20 protein-coding genes are annotated in these 18,187 nt (G+C 72.8%); 11 read left to right on the forward strand and 9 right to left on the reverse strand.

The annotated features are described in order from the left end of the window. Nucleotides 1–47 precede the first annotated feature (47 nt). The gene (locus tag HII36_RS18195; RefSeq protein WP_173524414.1) at nucleotides 48–2,432 is read right to left on the reverse strand and encodes an ATP-binding cassette domain-containing protein; all 2,385 of its coding nucleotides are present in this window, start codon (nucleotides 2,430–2,432) and stop codon (nucleotides 48–50) included. A gap of 195 nt (nucleotides 2,433–2,627) precedes the next feature. Here HII36_RS18195 and HII36_RS18200 point away from each other — a divergent pair, with 195 nt between their 5' ends. Both HII36_RS18200 and HII36_RS18205 read left to right on the forward strand, forming a co-directional pair. Next, complete coding sequence (locus HII36_RS18200) at nucleotides 2,628–3,074, forward strand: helix-turn-helix transcriptional regulator (protein WP_407940807.1); 447 nt, start codon at nucleotides 2,628–2,630, stop codon at nucleotides 3,072–3,074. A gap of 17 nt (nucleotides 3,075–3,091) precedes the next feature. After that, the gene (locus tag HII36_RS18205) at nucleotides 3,092–3,502 is read left to right on the forward strand and encodes a VOC family protein (RefSeq protein WP_173524395.1); all 411 of its coding nucleotides are present in this window, start codon (nucleotides 3,092–3,094) and stop codon (nucleotides 3,500–3,502) included. A 50-nt stretch (nucleotides 3,503–3,552) separates the two neighbouring features. Here HII36_RS18205 and HII36_RS18210 read toward each other — a convergent pair whose 3' ends face one another. Then, nucleotides 3,553–3,993 (reverse strand): MarR family winged helix-turn-helix transcriptional regulator, encoded by a 441-nt coding sequence (locus HII36_RS18210; protein WP_328807767.1) that lies wholly within the window; start codon nucleotides 3,991–3,993, stop codon nucleotides 3,553–3,555. A 52-nt stretch (nucleotides 3,994–4,045) separates the two neighbouring features. Between HII36_RS18210 and HII36_RS18215 the strand changes: the two genes are divergently transcribed. The 5 genes from HII36_RS18215 to HII36_RS18235 all read left to right on the forward strand — a co-directional run bounded on the left by HII36_RS18215 (nucleotide 4,046) and on the right by HII36_RS18235 (nucleotide 8,304). Then, nucleotides 4,046–4,462 (forward strand): RidA family protein, encoded by a 417-nt coding sequence (locus HII36_RS18215; RefSeq protein ID WP_173524396.1) that lies wholly within the window; start codon nucleotides 4,046–4,048, stop codon nucleotides 4,460–4,462. Next, a complete protein-coding gene (locus tag HII36_RS18220; protein WP_173524397.1) occupies nucleotides 4,459–6,018 on the forward strand; it encodes an OmpA family protein in 1,560 nt (519 codons plus the stop codon). Before HII36_RS18215 ends, HII36_RS18220 begins: the two co-directional genes overlap by 4 nt. Nucleotides 6,019–6,122: 104 nt before the next feature. Then, a complete protein-coding gene (locus tag HII36_RS18225) occupies nucleotides 6,123–7,256 on the forward strand; it encodes a sensor histidine kinase (protein ID WP_173524398.1) in 1,134 nt (377 codons plus the stop codon). Next, complete coding sequence (locus HII36_RS18230) at nucleotides 7,253–7,903, forward strand: response regulator (protein WP_173524399.1); 651 nt, start codon at nucleotides 7,253–7,255, stop codon at nucleotides 7,901–7,903. Before HII36_RS18225 ends, HII36_RS18230 begins: the two co-directional genes overlap by 4 nt. Before the next feature lie 56 nt (nucleotides 7,904–7,959). Then, nucleotides 7,960–8,304, forward strand: a complete 345-nt coding sequence (locus tag HII36_RS18235; protein WP_328807768.1) for a hypothetical protein — start codon at nucleotides 7,960–7,962, stop codon at nucleotides 8,302–8,304. A gap of 5 nt (nucleotides 8,305–8,309) precedes the next feature. Here the strand turns inward: HII36_RS18235 and HII36_RS18240 are convergent, their stop codons facing one another. Next, nucleotides 8,310–8,681 (reverse strand): MerR family transcriptional regulator, encoded by a 372-nt coding sequence (locus HII36_RS18240; RefSeq protein ID WP_173524401.1) that lies wholly within the window; start codon nucleotides 8,679–8,681, stop codon nucleotides 8,310–8,312. A gap of 80 nt (nucleotides 8,682–8,761) precedes the next feature. Here HII36_RS18240 and HII36_RS18245 point away from each other — a divergent pair, with 80 nt between their 5' ends. Then, the gene (locus HII36_RS18245; RefSeq protein WP_173524402.1) at nucleotides 8,762–9,421 is read left to right on the forward strand and encodes an SDR family NAD(P)-dependent oxidoreductase; all 660 of its coding nucleotides are present in this window, start codon (nucleotides 8,762–8,764) and stop codon (nucleotides 9,419–9,421) included. A gap of 100 nt (nucleotides 9,422–9,521) precedes the next feature. On the opposite strand, the gene HII36_RS18250 is transcribed toward HII36_RS18245, so the two are convergent. Then, nucleotides 9,522–10,364 carry a LysR family transcriptional regulator gene (locus HII36_RS18250; protein ID WP_173524403.1) on the reverse strand — a complete coding sequence of 281 codons (843 nt, stop codon included), beginning with the start codon at nucleotides 10,362–10,364 and terminating at the stop codon, nucleotides 9,522–9,524. Between the two features lie 71 nt (nucleotides 10,365–10,435). Here HII36_RS18250 and HII36_RS18255 point away from each other — a divergent pair, with 71 nt between their 5' ends. Beyond that, the gene (locus HII36_RS18255) at nucleotides 10,436–11,677 is read left to right on the forward strand and encodes an MFS transporter (protein WP_328807769.1); all 1,242 of its coding nucleotides are present in this window, start codon (nucleotides 10,436–10,438) and stop codon (nucleotides 11,675–11,677) included. Here HII36_RS18255 and HII36_RS18260 read toward each other — a convergent pair. From HII36_RS18260 to HII36_RS18275, 4 genes are all read right to left on the reverse strand, one after another. Next, entirely contained in the window at nucleotides 11,594–12,727 is a 1,134-nt protein-coding gene (locus tag HII36_RS18260) for an aromatic ring-hydroxylating oxygenase subunit alpha (RefSeq protein ID WP_328807770.1), read from the reverse strand. The two genes, HII36_RS18255 and HII36_RS18260, sit on opposite strands and share 84 nt — an antisense overlap. Before the next feature lie 42 nt (nucleotides 12,728–12,769). Continuing rightward, the gene (locus HII36_RS18265; protein WP_173524404.1) at nucleotides 12,770–13,426 is read right to left on the reverse strand and encodes a maleylpyruvate isomerase N-terminal domain-containing protein; all 657 of its coding nucleotides are present in this window, start codon (nucleotides 13,424–13,426) and stop codon (nucleotides 12,770–12,772) included. Nucleotides 13,427–13,484: 58 nt separating this feature from the next. Then, a complete protein-coding gene (locus HII36_RS18270) occupies nucleotides 13,485–14,774 on the reverse strand; it encodes an alpha-amylase family glycosyl hydrolase (protein WP_173524405.1) in 1,290 nt (429 codons plus the stop codon). A gap of 90 nt (nucleotides 14,775–14,864) precedes the next feature. Beyond that, nucleotides 14,865–15,443 (reverse strand): M15 family metallopeptidase, encoded by a 579-nt coding sequence (locus HII36_RS18275; protein ID WP_328807771.1) that lies wholly within the window; start codon nucleotides 15,441–15,443, stop codon nucleotides 14,865–14,867. Between the two features lie 132 nt (nucleotides 15,444–15,575). Here HII36_RS18275 and HII36_RS18280 point away from each other — a divergent pair, with 132 nt between their 5' ends. Beyond that, the gene (locus HII36_RS18280) at nucleotides 15,576–16,250 is read left to right on the forward strand and encodes a response regulator transcription factor (protein ID WP_173524407.1); all 675 of its coding nucleotides are present in this window, start codon (nucleotides 15,576–15,578) and stop codon (nucleotides 16,248–16,250) included. Nucleotides 16,251–16,255: 5 nt separating this feature from the next. Continuing rightward, nucleotides 16,256–17,347 (forward strand): sensor histidine kinase, encoded by a 1,092-nt coding sequence (locus HII36_RS18285; protein WP_173524408.1) that lies wholly within the window; start codon nucleotides 16,256–16,258, stop codon nucleotides 17,345–17,347. A gap of 2 nt (nucleotides 17,348–17,349) precedes the next feature. Here HII36_RS18285 and HII36_RS18290 read toward each other — a convergent pair whose 3' ends face one another. Beyond that, nucleotides 17,350–18,063, reverse strand: a complete 714-nt coding sequence (locus HII36_RS18290) for a response regulator (RefSeq protein WP_236003615.1) — start codon at nucleotides 18,061–18,063, stop codon at nucleotides 17,350–17,352. Nucleotides 18,064–18,187: the final 124 nt, after the last annotated feature.

Below are 18,187 nucleotides of genomic sequence, written 5' to 3' on the forward strand. Positions count from 1 at the left end.
CTAACGGTTAGCCAATAGGTAACGGTTAGCCGTAGAGGGTGTCAAGGTCAGGCGCCGACATAGGCCGCCAGGTGCTCGCCGGTCAGGGTGGAGCGGGCGGCGACGAGGTCGGCCGGGGTGCCCTCGAAGACGACCAGGCCGCCGTCGTGGCCCGCGCCGGGGCCGAGGTCGATGATCCAGTCGGCGTGCGCCATGACCGCCTGGTGATGCTCGATGACGATGACCGACTTGCCGGACTCGACCAGCCGGTCGAGCAGGCCCAGCAACTGCTCGACGTCGGCCAGGTGCAGGCCGGTGGTCGGCTCGTCCAGGACGTAGACGCCGCCCTTGTCGGCCATGTGGGTGGCCAGCTTGAGCCGCTGCCGCTCGCCGCCGGACAGCGTGGTGAGCGGCTGGCCGAGCCGCAGGTAGCCGAGCCCGACGTCGGCGAGCCTGCCGAGGATCGCGTGCGCGGCCGGCGTGCGTGCCTCGCCGGCGCCGAAGAACTCCTCGGCCTCGGTCACCGACATCGCCAGCACCTCGCTGATGTCGCGGCCGCCGAGGTGGTACTCCAGCACCGACGCCTGGAACCGCTTGCCCTCGCACTCCTCGCACGGGGTCTCCACCCCGGCCATGATCCCCAGGTCGACGTAGATCACGCCGGCGCCGTTGCAGGCCGGGCAGGCGCCTTCGGAATTGGCGCTGAACAGGGCCGGCTTGACGCCGTTGGCCTTGGCGAACGCCTTGCGGATCGGGTCGAGCAGCCCGGTGTAGGTCGCCGGGTTGCTGCGCCGCGAGCCGCGGATCGGCGCCTGGTCGACCGACACGACACCGGCCGAGGCGGGGATGGAGCCGTGGATCAGCGAGCTCTTGCCCGAGCCCGCCACGCCGGTGACCACGCACAGCACGCCGAGCGGGACGTCGACGTCCACGTCGCGCAGGTTGTGCCGGTCGGCGCCGCGGATCTCCAGCCTGCCCTTGGGCGTGCGGACCGTCTCCTTGAGCGCGGCCCGGTCGTCGAGGTGGCGGCCGGTGATGGTGCCGCTGGCCCGCAGGCCGTCGAGCGTGCCCTCGTAGCAGATGGTGCCGCCGCCGCTGCCCGCGGCCGGGCCCAGGTCGACGACGTGGTCGGCGATCGCGATGGCCTCCGGCTTGTGCTCGACGACGAGCACCGTGTTGCCCTTGTCGCGCAGCCGCAGCAGCAGGTCGTTCATCCGCTGGATGTCGTGCGGGTGCAGGCCGATGGTCGGCTCGTCGAAGACGTAGGTGACGTCGGTGAGCGCGGAGCCGAGGTGGCGGATCATCTTGGTGCGCTGCGCCTCGCCGCCCGACAGCGTGCCCGCCGGCCGGTCCAGCGACAGGTAGCCCAGCCCGATCTCGACGAACGATTCGAGCGTGTGCAGCAGCTTGGCCAGCAGCGGCGCCACCGAGGGCTCGTCCAGGCCGCGCACCCATCCGGCGAGGTCGCGGATCTCCATGGCGCAGGCGTCGGCGATGTTGACGCCCTTGATCCTGGAGGAGCGGGCCTCCGGGCTGAGCCTGGTGCCGTCGCACTCGGGGCAGGTGGTGAAGGTGGCCGCGCGCTCCACGAACTCCCTGATGTGCGGCTGCATCGCCTCTCTGTCCTTGGACAGGAACGACTTCTGGATCTTCGGGATCAGGCCCTCGTAGGTGAGGTTGACGCCGTCGACCTTGACCTTCACCGGCTCCTTGTACAGGAAGTCCTGGAGTTCCTTCTCGGTGTAGTCGCGGATCGGCTTGTTCGGGTCGACGAACCCGGACTCTGCGTAGACGCGGACCGTCCAGAAGCTGTCGGACTTCCAGCCGGGGATGGTGAACGCGCCCTCGGCCAGCGACTTGGAGTCGTCGTAGAGCTGGGTCAGGTCGACGTCGGAGACCGAGCCGCGGCCTTCACAGCGCGTGCACATGCCGCCGAGCTGGGTGAAGGTCGCCCGTTCCGTCTTGCGGTTGCCGCGTTCGACGGTGATCGCGCCGCTCGCCCGCACGGTCGGGACGTTGAAGGAGAACGCCTGCGGCGAGCCGATGTGCGGCTGCCCGAGCCGGCTGAACAGGATGCGCAGCATCGCGTTGGCGTCGGTGGCGGTGCCGACCGTGGAGCGCGGGTCGGCGCCCATCCGCTGCTGGTCGACGATGATCGCGGTGGTCAGCCCTTCGAGGACGTCCACCTCGGGCCGCGCCAGCGTCGGCATGAACCCCTGGACGAACGCGCTGTAGGTCTCGTTGATCAGCCGCTGCGACTCCGCCGCGATCGTGCCGAACACCAGGGAGCTCTTGCCCGAGCCCGACACGCCGGTGAACACCGTCAGCCGGCGCTTGGGCAGCTCGACGCTGACGTCCTTGAGGTTGTTGACCCGCGCGCCGTGCACCCGGATCAGGTCATGCCGGTCCGCGACGTGCGGCGCGGGCGACTGCGTGTCCGTGCTCGGGGTCATGCCCATCGTGTTCTCCATCTGATCTTTCTTCGTCGGCGCGGTGGCCGCGGGGTCCTATGTCTACCCGATCGCGTCGTGCGTCGGCTCGCGTCACGCTAGCCGCAGTACCCGCACGGCCGCTTCTCCGATCCTGACCGCCTGCCGAGGCCGCCCACCTGGGGCCGCCTTTGGGAATTGTCGGTGCGGTGTGGCACGATTTTGCAGGTGAGCAGCAGTTCAGCCGCGGCGCAGCACCTGCGCGACCTCGCGCTGCTGCGCCGCGTGCGCGACAGGATCGACCGCGACTTCGCCCAGCCGCTCGACGTCGAGGCGCTGGCCCGCGGCGTGCACATGTCGGCCGGCCACCTCAGCCGCGAGTTCCGGCGCGCCTACGGTGAGTCGCCGTACGCCTATCTGATGACGCGGCGCATCGAGCGGGCGATGGCGTTGCTGCGCCGCGGCGATCTCAGCGTCACCGAGGTGTGCTTCGCGGTGGGCTGTTCGTCGCTGGGCAGCTTCAGCACGCGTTTCACCGAGCTGGTCGGCATGCCGCCGAGCGCGTACCGCAACCGGGCGGCGCGGGCGACGGCGGGCATCCCGTCGTGCGTGGCCAAGCAGGTGACCCGACCGATCAGGAATCGAGAAGCGCCGCCAGGAGACTGACACCTAGCGTGAGCGGCATGGGCATCAGCATTCACGCCAGTTTCCTGCCGCACGACGACCCCGAGGCCTCCCTGGCCTTCTACCGCGACGTGCTCGGCTTCGAGGTACGCGACGACGTCGGCTACGACGGGATGCGCTGGATCACCGTCGGCCCGGCCGGGCAGCCGGAGACCTCCATCGTGCTGCAGCCGCCGGCCGCCGATCCCGGCGTCACCGAGGCGGAGCGCCGCACCATCGCCGAGATGATGGCCAAGGGCACTTATGGCGGCATCCTGCTGGCCACCGAAGACCTCGACGGCATGTTCGAGCGGGTGCGGGCCGGGGGCGCGGAGGTGGTCCAGGAGCCGACGGAACAGCCGTACGGGGTGCGCGACTGCGCCTTCCGCGACCCCGCGGGCAACATGATCCGCATCAACGAACTACGCTGACCCGCCCGGAAAGCCCGGTCCTACCGCGAGCTGCTGTGCGACCGCCGGGCTCACCCGCCCTTGACGATCTCTTCACGGCTCAGCCGCGAGAGCGTCTGCACGGCGCTCAGGAAGGACGCGCGCTCGTCCGCCGACAGCCGGGCGAGCAGGCGTTCCTCGTGGGCCAGGATGGCGGCGCGCACCGACCGGCACACCTCGCTGCCCGCGGCGCTGATCGACAGCAGCCGGGCCCGCCGGTCGCGCGGGTCGGGGACGCGGGAGATGAGCCCGGCCTCCTGCAGTTTGTCGAGGGTGCCGATGATGCGGGTCTTGTCGGCGCCGATCGCGTCGGCCAGGGCCGTCTGGGTGCGGACGGCCTGATCGTCGAGCGCGCCGAGCACGGCGTAGCCCCACATGGAGATCCCGTGGGCGGCGAGCACGGGCTGCTCGGCGGCGATGAGCGACTGCACCAAGGGATGGAGCAGCGCGGCGAGATCGCGACGGTCGGTCACACCTGGAACAATACTCGTTGACAGACGATAAGCATATGTAGATTATGTGCGAATGCCTATTAATCCCGGCGTCCGGCTGATCCGCACCGACCGCCTCACCCCCGCGGTCGAGTACGCCTACGCCGCGGTCGCCGACGCCCCCGTACGATCCATCTGGGTGGCCGGCGCCTGCCCGCTCGACCTCGACGGCAACACGGTCGCCGTCGGCGACTACGCGGGCCAGGCCCACCAGGTCATGCGCAACCTGGTGACCGCGCTGGAGTCCGCGGGCGCGTCGCTGACCGACGTCGCCAAGACCACCGTGTACGTGGCCTCCACCCGGCAGGCCGACCTGGTCACCGCCTGGCAGGTCTACCGCGAGTACATGGGCGAGCACGACGTGCCCAGCACGCTGCTCGGCGTCACCGTCCTCGGCTACGCCGACCAGCTCGTCGAGGTCGAGGCCGTCGCGGTGGTCCCCGTCCCATGAACGCACGCACCACGTCCACCGGGATCGTGGCCGCCGCTCTGATGCTCGCCGCGACCGGCTGCGGGATGCTGCCCGGCGGCGTGGCCGCGCCGCCGCCGTCCACCTCCGCGCCCGCGCCCGCGCCGTCGAGCGAGCCGGCCACCAGCGAGCCCGCGGCCGCGGAGAGCCCGCGGGCCGGACAGGACACCCGGCCCGCGCTCGCCGAGTCGCGCAGCACCATGACCGCGCGGCTCAAGGTCGAGGTCGTCGGGCTCAACCGGGTCAAGGGCAAGCACCTCGTCGCGCAGCTCCGGCTGTCCAACACCGGCACCGAGCAGGTGCCGTGGACGGGCGAGATGGGCGACCACACCAGGAAGCTCGGCCAGATCCGCTGGGCGTCCGGCATCGGCGTGCTCGACACGGCGGCCCGGGTGTGGCTGCTGCCGTACCAGCCCGCGGACTCCCCGTGCCTGTGCAGCGATCACGAACGCGACGATCTGGGCTACTTCATCGAGCCCGGCGAGTCGATCACCGTGTACGCGGTGCTGCCCGCCCCCTCGGGCAACCCGGCGACCGCTACGGTCGTCACCCCGGTGGGCCCGCCCATGCTGAACGTGCCCATCAGCGACGAGCCCCCGGCCGGCGACTTCCCCGACCCGGACGCCCAGCCCGTCACCCCGGTCACCCGCCGCCTGGTGCTGCCCTCCGAGTCGCTGGACAAGTCGGAGGAGACCGCCGACGACGGCGCCGACCTGCGTGTGAACCTCTCGTCCGACGTGCTGTTCGCGGTGAACAGGGCCACGCTCACGCCGCGCGCCAAGGCCGTGCTGGCGCGTACCGCCAAGCTGATCGACGCCTCGCCCGCCACGGTGGTGAAGGTCGACGGCCACGCCGACTCCTCCGGCACCGACGCCATCAACGACCCGCTGTCGCGGCGGCGCGCGGTGGCGGTGCAGCGCGCGCTGTCGGCGTTGCTGACCCGCGAGGGCGTGCGCTTCCAGGCCCGCGGGTACGGCTCGCGCCGGCCGCTGTACGAGAACGACACCGACGAGGGCAAACGCCGCAACCGCCGCGTGACGGTCACCTTCACCAAGCCGAAGGCCGAGCAGCCCGACCCGGTGGGTGACGTGGTGCAGACCCTCGCCCCGGGCGCCGACGGCCTGACCGCCGAGGACGGCCGGTTCGGCCTGGAGGTCACCGGGCTGCGCAGGCTTCCCGGCGGGGTCGGGCTGCTCACCTACACGGTCACCAACCGGGGGCCGGAGGAGTCCTGGTACAACGAGCTGCACGACGCCCAGGACTGGGAGGCGTACAAGTACCAGGCCGCGGGCAACGTGCGGCTGACCGACGTCGCCGCCCGCCGCCTGTACCTGCCCGGCCGGCTGCAGGTGCCCACCGACGACGGCGTGGACTCCTACTGCGCCTGCACCGACGTCTCCGGCGTGCGCGTCAGCACCGAGAAGTTCGCCCCCGACCAGAGCCGCACCTTCTGGTCGCTGTTCGACCTCCCGGACGACGCCAGGACGCTCAACGTCAAGATCGCCACCTTCCAGGAGCTCTCGGTGCCCGTCCAGTGAGCGACCGGATGGTGGCGATGGGCGCCGAGGAGTACGAGCCGCACCTGGACGTGCTGGGCGGCTGAGCTCTCGGCCGGTTCCCCGATCTCTCGTACGATGGGGTGGTGCACGGCCCCCTCCGTTCCCTGTGGGACGAGCCCCGTCCCCCCGCCCCGCCCCGGCGCGTGTGGCGCGACTGGGCACTCGTCGGCGTTCTCGGGCCGCTCGCGGTGCTCGAAGTGAGCCTGCGGCCCGACCTCTCGTGGCTCGACGCCTCGTTCCTGGTGACGCTCGGCCTGGTGCCCACGCTGTTGTGGCGGCGCACCAGGCCGCTGGCGATGGTGCTGGTCGCGTTCGGGATCAGCGGCCTGATCCCGCTGTTCGGCGGCGGCGACGTCCCCGACGCCTACACCATGGTGTACCTGTTGCTGCTGCCGTACGCGCTGGTCAGGTGGGGTTCCGGGCGTGAGGCGGCGGGCGGGCTGGCGCTCGTGCTGGCCGTGACCTGCGCCTCGATGGTGGTGAACCGCAGCGCGCCGGCCGACCTGGTGGGCGGGTTCGCCGCGTTGTCGGTGGCGCTCGCCCTGGGCGCGGCGTCCAGGTACCGGGCCGGGGCCAGGCTGCGCGAGCTCGACCAGGTCAAGCTGCTCGAACGCGAGCACCTGGCCCGCGACCTGCACGACACGGTCGCGCACCACGTCTCCGCGATGGCGATCCGGGCGCAGGCCGGGCTGGCCGTCGCCGAGATCAGGCCGGAGGCCGCGATCGAGGCGCTGCGGCTGATCGAGGCCGAGGCGGGGCGGGCGCTCGGCGAGATGCGGGCCATGGTGCGTGTCCTGCGCCGGCCCGAGCCGGCCGAGCTGGCGCCCGGCCGTGGCCTGGCCGACCTGCGGCAACTCGAAGGTTCGGGCAGGCCGCCGGTGCGGGTGGAGGTCGAGGGCGACCTCGACGGCATCGCGCCGCCGGTCGAGTCCGCGATCTACCGGCTGGCCCAGGAGTCGGTCACCAACGCCCGCCGGCACGCGCGCCGCGCCACCCGCATCGACGTGCACGTGGCCGCCGACGACGCCTCGGTGCGGCTGCGGGTCAGCGACGACGGCGACGGCGGCCCGCCACGCCAGGCCGCGTCCCCCGGCTACGGGCTGACCGGCATGATCGAGCGGGCCGGCCTGCTCGGCGGCACCTGCGTGGCCGGGCCCGGCCCGGTCCGGGGCTGGATCGTGACCGCGGTGCTGCCGCGCACCGGGGCGGCGGCGTGAGCGTCCGCGTGGTCGTGGCCGACGACCAGGAGATCGTGCGTACCGGGCTGGCGATGATCCTCGACGCCCAGCCCGGCATCGAGGTCGTCGGCCAGGCCCCCGACGGCGCGCGGGCGGTGGAGCTGGCCCGGCGGCTGCGCCCGGACGTGTGCCTGTTCGACATCCGCATGCCGGTGCTCGACGGCATCGAGGCCACCCGCAGGCTGGCCGGTCCCGACGTCGACGACCCGCTGGCGGTCGTCGTGATCACCACGTTCGACCTCGACGAGTACGTCTACGCGGCGCTGCGCGCGGGCGCCAAGGGCTTCCTGCTCAAGAACGCCGGCGCCGCGCTGCTCTCGCAGGCGGTGCACGCGGCGGCCGGCGGCGACGCGCTCATCGCGCCCAGCGTAACGGCCCGGCTGCTGGGCGCGTTCGCCAGGTCGGGGCCCGTCACGCCGCCGGTCGCGCCGGCCGAGGCGCTGACGTACCGGGAGGAGCAGATCCTGCTCACCGTCGCGCGCGGCCGGACCAACGGCGAGATCGCCGAGGAGATGCACATCTCGGTCAGCACGGTCAAGTCGCACGTCGCGAGCCTGATGACCAAGCTCGGCGCGCGTAACCGGGTGGAGATCGCGATGTGGGCCTACGAGACCGGCCGGCTCTGACCCAAAAACCCCGGATTTGATCGGTTACCTGGCGGCGGCTAGCCTGATCGCCGTTTGTGCCGAGTTCGGGGGGCCGGGTGTCGATGGGCGCGGAAGAGGATTTCAAGCAGGTCGGCGCGGAGCTGGCCGACCTTGGGGTGCAGGTCTCCAGGATGATGGGCAGGCCCGCGCTCAAGGACCAGGCGGGCAAGGTCTTCGCCAGCCTGCAGCGCGACGGCGCGATGGTGTTCCGGCTGGTCAGAGACACCCCGGAGCACGCCGCCGCGCTCGAACTGCCCGGGGCGGCCCTGTTCGACCCCATGGGGCAGGGCAAGGTGGTCAAGGACTGGGTGGTCGTGCCCCACTCCTCGGCCGGGCAGTGGACGGACCTGGCCGAGGTCGCGCTCAGCCGCCCCCGCTGACCCCGCTACGCGGCCGGTCCCGGCTTCAGCGCCGCGTCGAGCAGTTCCTCCAGCCTGCGCTGCGAGCCCTGCAACCGCTGGATCGTCTCGGCCACGTGGTCGCGTTCGCGCCGCAGGTCCTCGATGAAGCCCGGGCAGCCGGACGGCGCGGGCAGCGCGGCGTCGTCGCCCACGCAGCGCAGCATCCGGCCGATGACGGCGGTCGACAGCCCGGCGGCGAGCAGGCTGCGGATGTGACGCACGGTCACCACGTCGGGTTCGGCGTACTCGCGGTAGCCGTTGCCCAGCCGGACCGGCGTGAGCAGGCCCTGCTCCTCGTAGTAACGCAGCAGCCGCTGGTTCACCCCGGTCCTGCGGGCCAGGTCGCCGATCCGCATCCGTCGCTCCTTGACCTTCACATCCATGTGATGCCTTACCGTCCCGATTATTACTGATCACGAAAAGTGAGGAGACGGCGATGCCGGGTGTGGTGATCATCGGGGCGGGTCCGGGGATCGGGCAGGCGGTGGCGCGGCGGTTCGCCAAGGAGGGCATGCCGATCGCGCTGATCGCCAGGAGCGAGCACACGCTGCGGGCCGCGGCAGAATCGGTCGGGGCGGGCGGTGTGCCGGTGGTGACGCTGGCGGCCGACAGTACCGACCAGGACGGGCTGAACCGCGCGCTCGACGCCGCCACCGCCGCGCACGGCGTGCCGGACGTCGTGGTGTACAACGCCGCGATCATCCAGGCGGACGCGCCGGGCGAGCTGACGGTCCGCGCGCACCAGGAGGCGTGGGCGGTGAACGTGGTCGGTGCGCTCAACGCGGCCGCGCACGTCGCGCCCGCCATGGCGGCACGCGGCGGCGGGACGTTCCTGATCACCGGCGGCATGCCCGAGCCCAAGGCGGGGTACGTGAGCCTGTCCCTGGGCAAGGCCGGGGTCAGGACCCTGGTCACGCTGCTCGACCAGGAGTACGGGCCGAGCGGGGTGCACGTGGCCAGTGTCACGGTGGCCGGGCCGGTCGCCCCCGGCACCGGCTTCGACCCGGACGACATCGCCGAGCACTACTGGCGGCTGCACGTCCAGCCGCGCCACGCGTGGACGCACGAGGCACTGCACGCAGGCCACGCAGCCTGAGCCGGGCCGCCTGAGCCGGGCCGCCTGAGCCGGGCCGCCTGAGCCGGGCCGCCTGAGCCGGGCCGCCTGAGCCGGGCCGCCTGAGCCGGGCCGCGGGCGTTCAGATCATCCGGCGCAGCGCGCTCTCCACCGCGTCGACCAGCGGATCGCCCGCGGTGCGCGGGTGCCGGACCAGGCCGAACTCGACGTCCGGCAGCGCGGGCAGGGCGTCCGGGTCGTGGCAGATCAGGGCCGGTTCGAGGTTGGCGGGCATGAGCGCGGCGACGCCGAGCCCGGCCCGCACCGCGGCGAGCACGCCGATCAGGCTGTTGCTCTCGAACGCCACCCGCCAGCGCCGGTCGGCCCGCTCCAGCGTCTCCAGCACGGACGTGCGCCACGAGCACGGGTTGGAGAACAGCACGACCGGCAACGGGGCGGCCGTCACGTCCGCCCCCTGGCCGACGGCCCAGACCAGCGGGCGGCGTACCGTCCAGCGCGGCGGGGCGGGCACGTCGGGCACCGCGTCGAGCACCAGCTGCACCCGGCCGGCGTCGTAGGCCTCCCGCATCGCGGCGTTGGACAGGCTGAGCACCTCCAGCGTCGCGCCGGGGTGCAGCCGGGCGAGGTCGGCGAGCGCCTGCGGCAGCCGGGCCGCGGCGAGGTCTTCGAGCAGCCCGACGCGGCAGTGGCCGGTGAGCGCGCGCCCGGTCTCGGTGAGCGCCTGCGCCGACAGCGAGAGGATGCGCTCGGCGTACGGCAGCAGTTCCTCGCCCGCCCGGGTCGGCGAGACGCCGGACGTCGACCGGTTGAGCAGTGGCCGGCCGACGACGCTTTCGAGCCTGCGCAACTGCTGGCTGAGCGCGGGCTGGGTGTGCCCGAGCGCGGTCGCGGCGCGGCTGATGCTGCCGGCCCGAACGGCGGTGACGAACGACCGCAGCAACGCGGTCTCAAGATCCCTGGCCATAAGAATTCATTATGGCAGGCCCAACGAATTGACCACTTCCTATGGCCCGGCCGCGGACCTACCGTCACCACGTGACCGGATACCGACGGATACTCGCCCTGCCGGGGATGACGCCGCTGCTGGGCGTCTCGCTGATCGCCCGCGCCGCGATCACCGCCGACGTGATGGCGCTGACCATGTACGTGGTGCTGGCACTGAAGCTGAACTACGTGGCGGCAGGCGGCGTCGCGGCGGCCATGACCGCCGGGATGGCGCTCGGCGGGCCGCTGCTCGGCCGCCTGATCGACCGGCGCGGCGCGCGTCCGGTGCTGCTGGCCACCGTCGCGCTGCAGGCCGGGTTCTGGGCGATCGTGCCGCTGCTGCCGTACGCGGTCCTGGTCTGCGCGGCCTTCGCCGCGGGCCTGCTGATGGTGCCGGTCCAGCCGGTGACCAGGCAGGCGATCGCCGCGCTGACCCCGCAAGGGCGGCGTCAGGCCGCGTTCGCGCTGGAGTCGGTGCAGGGTGAGCTGTCGTACCTGGTGGGCCCGCCGCTGGTGATCCTCTTCGCGGCGAAGGTATCGCCCGACGTGGTGGCCTGGGTGGTCGGCGCCGCGATCGTGGCGGGCGGCGCGGGCCTGGCCCTGCTCGACCCGCCGCTGCGGGCCGGGGACGAGGTGAATGTCGGCCCGGCCGACCGGCCCAGGCGCCGGGAGTGGCTGGGCCCCGGCATGATCGCCGTGCTGGTGATGGCGTTCGGCACCACGATGTTGCTCGCCGGCACCGACCTGGCCATCGTCGCGGCGCTGGAGAAGGCCGGTCAGGTGTCGTGGGCCGCCGTGGTCGTCGCGGTGTACGGCGTGTCCTCCGTCGTCGGCGGGCTGGTGTACGGCACGCTGCCCAGGCCGCTGCCCACCTGGCTGCTGCTCGCCCTGCTCGGGCTGGCCACCGTGCCCGCCGGGCTGGCGCCGAGCTGGCCCTGGTTGTGCCTGGCCGCCGCCGGTGCGGGGGTGCTGACCGCGCCGACCCTGTCCACGATGGCCGACGCGGTGAGCCGGCTGGCACCGCCCGGCGTGCGAGGAGAGGCGACCGGGCTGCAGTCCTCCGCGTACGGCGCGGGTTTCGCGCTCGGCTCCCCGATCGTGGGCGGCGCGATCGACCTGGCGGGTCCGGCCAGCGGCTTCGCGGCGGCCGGGCTGGCCGGTCTGGCCGCCGCGCTGATCGGCTACCTGCTGTCGAAGCGCCGCCGACGATCAGGAGCCGGTGTCGCGGTCGCGCCGGTAGGCGTCCAGGACGAGGCCGTGGAAATGGTGGACGGCGTGCTCGGAAAGCCCTGACCCGGCGGGATCGTAGACGATCTTCCCCTGGGTGAACGCCGGCGTGCGCATGCCGCGCTGCACGCTCTCCACCAGCGCGATGTCCTCTGCCTGGAGCACCTCGTCGATGTAGCGGATGCTGTCGAGCTCGGCCGCGTTCGGCTGGTCGGTCTCCAGGTAGAAGTCCCACGTCTCGCGGGTGCGTTCCGGGCCGTCGGGGACGATCTGCAGCACCATGAAGTTCCCCCGGCCTGGGTAGCGCAGCAGGCAGGTGTTGGGCCACAGCCACCACACCGCGTGCTCGGTGACGGTCGCGTCCGACACGTCGTAGGCGGAGTTCTCCGTGGCGCCGGCCTGGGCCATGTGGCTGGAGTAGATCCCGTACGTGGTGACCTGGTAGGTGCTCATGTCCACCAGGGACACGAAGTCCTTGTGCGCCACGTGGCAGTGGTAGCACTCCAGGAAGTTGTCCACGACGTTCTTCCAGTTCGAGGCGATGTCGTAGGTGAGGCGGCGGGCCAGGGTGAGCTTGGCCACGTCCGGCGCCCGCGCCTGGATCTCGGCCTCCAGGTCGCCGGCCTGCTCGCGCAGCGGGGCGGCGGCCGGGTCGAGGTTGACGTAGACCATGCCGCCGAACTCGGTGACCTGGACCTGGTCCAGGCAGATCGCCGAGGGGTCGAAGCCCGGCATGCCGCCGGTGTTGCGGGCCCGGCGTAACCGTCCGGTGAGGTCGAAGTTCCAGGCGTGGTACGGGCACACGATGCTGCGCCGCACCCCGGCGCCCGACAGCAGCTCGTGCGCCCGGTGCTTGCACACGTTGTAGAAGGCCCGCAGCGTGCCGGCCTCGTCGCGGACGGCGACGATCGGCAGGCCGGCCACCGTGCCCGTCACGTAGGCGCCCGGCTCGCGCAGCAGCTCCACGTGGCACAGCCACTGCCAGGTGCGGGCGAAGATCGCCCGCTGGTCGACGCCGAACCAGGCCGGGTCGGTGTAGGCGTCAGCGTGCAGGGACATCGACAGCGCCGGATCCGGATGGTATCCGGTGGAAACGCGGTCGTAGTCGGGTGTCACCGGGTACCTCCCATGCTCGGCGGGGCTGCCGCCCCTGGACGGTCAGCCGAGGACGAACGGCAGCCGTCCGGCCAGTTCCCCCAGCTCGGCCCGCTCGGCGTCGGTCGGTGGCCGCCGTCCGGTGCCGACGAGCAGCGCGTCGGCGTCGGACAGCGACGCGGGGAACGCGGCCCCGGCGATCTTCTCCAGCATCTCCCGCGACCTGGCCAGGCCCTCGGCGGGCGGCCCGGCCACGCCGGGGAGGTGGGCGACCAGGTCGAGGTGGTGCAGCGTCCACTCCAGGACGTACGCGGACAGGTAGTCGCCGGCCGTGAGGACCTGGTCGCGGGTGCCGACGCGCAGGCCGGGGTCGGCCAGCTCGGCGGCGCGGCCGGCGGCGGAGCCGACGTCGTCGAGGTGGAAGGTGAGCAGCCGGGGCTCCTGGTAGGCGGCGGCCAGCCGGACGACCAGCGCGTCGAGCGGGTCGTCACCGGTCGGCGGCGTCGCCGAGACCTCCCAGTAGGTGACCGCGTCGCGGGTCGGCTCCGCGGCCACCGGCGTGACGAGCGTGATCAGGACGTCCTGGGCGTCGATCACCAGATGGCACACCAGGTCGCGGACGAGCCACCCGGCGCAGCCGGACGGCCGGGCGAAGTCCTCGTCGGCGAGCCCGGCCACCGCCGCGCGCAACGCCGCCCACGAGTGCGAGAAGAGATCCACATCGGCACGTTAGGCGACGATCGCGCGGCCGGACAAGCACGCCGGGTGCGGCAGGAGGTCAGCGGGTCTCCTCCAGCACGTGCCAGCCGTGCCCGGGCACCGTGGCCGGATCCACGCCGGCCGGGTGGCTCGACTCGGTCACGTCCGCACCGGCCGGGTCCACCGGGAAGCGGTACGGCTCGTCGTCCAGGTTGAGCAGCGTGAGCAGGGCGGCGCCGCCCGCCGGGTCCGCGGTGCGCAGCGCGGCGGACCGGTTGTCCAGGTGCGTCACCTCGGTACGCGCCCGGGACAGCCACGGGTGCCGCCTGCGCAGCGCGATCAGCCGCCGGTGCAGCGCGAACACCTCCCGGCCCGGCGGCGGGACCTCGGGGGTGGGCGGGAAGGCCGGTCTGATCGCGTCGTCGCCGCCCTCGCGTTCCTCCTTGACCCCGGCCAGCCCCAGCTCGTCGCCGTAGTACACGCTGGGCACCCCGCCCACGGTGAACAGCACGGCCAGCGCGTGCCCCAGGTGCCTGGGATCGTCCAGGCGGGTGGCGATCCTGGTGACGTCGTGGTTGCCGACGAACGTCAGCGGGGCGAACGTGTCCAGCAGCGCGTCGTGCCGGCCGAGCGCGTGGGCCAGCTCGAACAGGTTGCGGTCGTTGAGCGAGCTCCAGATCGCCTTCCACAGCTCGTACTGGGTGACGGAGTCGAGCCCGGACTCGGCCACGTAGGCGGCGTAGTCGCCGTGGATGACCTCGCCGACGAACCACGCGTGCGGGTGCCTGGCGCGCACCTCGGGCAGCACCGCACGCCAGAACCAGGCGGGCACCGCGTAGGCGGCGTCCAGCCGCCAGCCCGCCGCGCCCCGGTCGAGCCAGTGGTTCAGCACGGCCGCGACGTACCGCTGGACCTGCTCCTGGCCGTGGTCGAGCGCGACCAGCCGGTGGTGGCCCTCGAACGTGTCGAGCTCGCCGGTCGCCGCGCTCCGCCTGAGCCAGCGCGGGTCGCCCGCGAACGAGCGGCCGACGTGGTTGAACACGCCGTCGAGCAGGACGGCCAGGCCGCGCTCGGCCGCCGCGGCGACGAGCGCGTCGAAGTCGGCCGCGTCGCCGAGCCTGGGGTCGATGGTGAAATGGTCGACCGTGTCGTAGCCGTGGGTCTCGGCGGCGAAGATCGGGCCGAGCAGCAGCCCGGTGCAGCCCAGCTCGGCCACCTGGTCGAGCCACGGCGACAGCCGCCGCAGCCGGTGCCCGCCCATGCCGCCCGCGCCGTTCGCGGTGGTGGGCGCGGTGGTGGGCGCGCCGGTGAAGCCCAGCGGGTAGACGCTCCACCAGATCGCCTGCTCACCGCGCCACACCACGGACATCCCCTCCCGGCCTGCACACCCGCCACTCCAGGGATACCTGCCCGCGATCGGCGGGTGGATGTTCTCCCGGCCGCCCGGGATCGGGTCGCCCTATCGCAGCCTCGGGTCGCGTGTGGGGTCGGCGTACATGCGCGGGCACCCCTTCTGGGTGGCCTTGGGCCGCAGTTCGTAGTGCCAGGGCTCGTTCCGGTAGATCTGGCACAGCCCGTAGCGGGCGCCGTGCCGGGACAGCCAGGTCATGGCGTCGGCCGGGCCGAGGTCGATCGCGTCGCCCGACACGTGCAGCGACTTGTCCGGGGTGGCCACCCAGCGGGCGGCCTCCTCTTCCGAGCCGTGCTCGGCGACCGCCTCCCGGCGCAGCCGTTCCTGGTAGGCGGGGGAGCGCCAGCCGCCGTTGACGACGAATTCGACGCCGTCGCCCGCGGCGTCGGCGGCGGCCCGGCGCACGGCGGCGAGCAGCTTGGGGTCGAGCTCGGCCACGGCGGGAACGTCGTCGTCGAAGACCGTCGTGCCGTCGGGGACGGCGCCGTCCGCCTCGCCGAGCGCGCCGTGCTCGGCGCCGTCGCCGCGCAGCAGGTCGAGCGGCGAGGCCGCCGACGGCAGCAGGTCGTGGACGAGGACGCCGGCGAGCACCGTGCCGGCGATCACCAGGGCGGCGAGTACGGCCACGCGTGCCACCCGGGCTGCTGTTCGTGCTGGTCCGCGATGGGTCATGGGAGCAGTCAAGGCAGCCGGGTGTTGTCAGCACGTATGAGGTTTTCGATACGCCGGCGATATGCCGGGGCCCATAACCTCGAACGTATGCGTGTGCTGCTCGTCGAGGACGAACCCTTTCTGGCCGAAGCCGTCCGCGACGGCCTGCGGCTGGCCGCGATCGCCGCCGACATCGCCGGTGACGGCGATACCGCGTTGGAACTGCTGGGCGTCAACGCCTACGACATCGCCGTGCTCGACCGTGACATCCCCGGCCCGTCGGGTGACGAGATCGCCAAGCGCATCGTCGCCTCGGGCAGCGGCATGCCGATCCTCATGCTCACCGCGGCCGACCGGCTCGACGACAAGGCTTCGGGGTTCGGGCTGGGCGCGGACGACTATCTCACCAAGCCGTTCGAGCTGCAGGAGCTCGTGCTCCGCCTGCGGGCGCTGGACCGCAGGCGCGCCCACAGCAGGCCGCCGGTGTGGGAGATCGCCGGCCTGCGGCTCGACCCGTTCCGCCGCGAGGTCTACCGCGACGGCCGCTACGTCGCGCTGACCAGGAAACAGTTCGCCGTGCTCGAGGTCCTGGTCGCCGCGGAGGGCGGTGTGGTCAGCGCCGAGGAACTCCTGGAACGGGCGTGGGACGAGAACGCCGACCCGTTCACCAACGCCGTCCGCATCACCGTCTCGGCGCTGCGCAAACGGCTGGGCGAGCCCGGGATCATCGCGACCGTGCCCGGCGTCGGCTACCGCATCGACCCGGGCGGCGAGGCGGGGTGACGACCGTGGATAGGACGCCCGGTCTGAGCGTCCGGCTCAAACTCACCCTCAGCTATGCCGGGTGCGTCATGCTCACCGGCGCTCTGCTGCTCGCGGTCGTGTGGCGGTTCCTGCTGCATTACGTGCCCGACGGCCCGATCATCACCCTCGGGCCCCACGTGCCCAACCAGTCCGACCTGCTGGCGGCGTTCGTGCCGAAGGTCGCCGGGATGGCGGCGCTCCTGCTGGTGTTCGGGCTGGTGGGAGGCTGGATCCTGGCCGGCCGCATGCTCACCCCGCTGACGCGCATCACCGAGGCCACCCGCCGGGCCGCGAAGGGATCGTTGTCCCACCGCATCCAGCTGCCCGGCCGCGCGGACGAGTTCCGCGAGCTCGCCGACGCCTTCGACACGATGCTCGCCCGGCTCGAAGCGCACGTCGCCGAGCAGCGGAGATTCGCCGCCAACGCCTCCCACGAGCTGCGCACCCCGCTGGCGATCACGCAGACCATGCTCGACGTGGCCCGCACCGACCAGACCCGCGACACCGGCGAGCTCATCGAGCGCCTGCGGGTCGTCAACAGCCGGGCGATCGGGCTCACCGAGGCGTTGCTCTTGCTCAGCCGGGCCGACCAGCAGTCCTTCGCGCGCGACCACGTCGATCTGTCCCTCCTGGCCGAGGAGGCCACGGAGACGCTGCTCCCGCTCGCGGAGAAACGCGGCCGCGCCATCGAGACGTCCGGCGACCTGGCCGCCACGATCGGCTCGTACGAGCTGCTGCTGCAGATGACGACGAACCTCGTGCACAACGCGATCGTGCACAACCTGCAGGAACAGGGCACGGTGTGGGTCACGACCGGCGTCCGGTCCGGGGCCGCGGTGCTCACCGTCGAGAACACCGGGAAGAAGCTCTCGCCGCAGCGGGTGGCCACGCTGGTCGAGCCGTTCCAGCGCGGCTCCGACCGGGCCCGCACCGACCACGCGGGGGTCGGGCTCGGCCTGGCGATCGTCCGGAGCATCGTCCGGGCGCACGGCGGGACGCTCACCCTCGCCGCCCGCCCCGCGGGCGGGCTCAGCGTCACCGTGCGACTGCCCGCCGCCCCGCGCGAGGCGGGCTGAGGTCAGCGCGGGCCGCGCGAGCGCGGCACGACCAGCCCCGTCTCGTACGCCATGACCACCGCCTGCGTCCTGTCACGCAGCCCGAGCTTGCTCAGCACCCGGCTGACGTGCGTCTTCACCGTCTCCTCCGTGACCACCAGCCGCTCGGCCAGCTCCTGGTTGGACAGCCCCTCGGCCATGAGCCGCAGCACCTGCGTCTCGCGCGGGGTGAGCAGGGCCAGCGCCGCCGCGGAACGCGGGTCGGGCTTGGGGTCGAGCCGGGCGAACTCGCCGATCAGCCGCCTGGTGACGGCCGGGGCCAGCAGCGCCTCGCCCACCGCGATGACGCGGACCGCGTCGAACAGCCGCTCGGCGGTGACGTCCTTGAGCAGGAATCCGCTGGCTCCCGCGCGCAGGGCGTCGTAGACGTACTCGTCGAGGTCGAAGGTGGTCAGGATGAGCACGCGTGGCCCCGACCCAGGCGACCCGGCCGGCTCGGGCGCGCCGGCCAGGCGGCGGGTGGCCTCGATGCCGTCCATGCCGGGCATGCGCACGTCCATGAGCACGACGTCGGGCGACAGCTCGCGGCAGACCCGCACGGCCGCCGCGCCGTCGCCGGCGGTGCCGACGACCTGGAAGTCCGGCTGGGTGTCGAGCAGTTCGGCGAACCCGGTGCGCACCACCGGATGGTCGTCGACGATGACGATCCGGACCGGCGGGGACATGGACTCGGTCATGATTCGTCCGTCACCGGCAGGCCGGCCTCGACGGCGAACCCGCCGCCCGGCGCGGCGCCCACGCGCAGTTCGCCGCCGACGGCCGCGGCCCGCTCCCGCATCCCCGCCACCCCGTGCCCCTCTC

The sequence above is a fragment of the Nonomuraea antri genome, assembly GCF_013283785.1.
Taxonomy (GTDB): domain Bacteria; phylum Actinomycetota; class Actinomycetes; order Streptosporangiales; family Streptosporangiaceae; genus Nonomuraea; species Nonomuraea antri.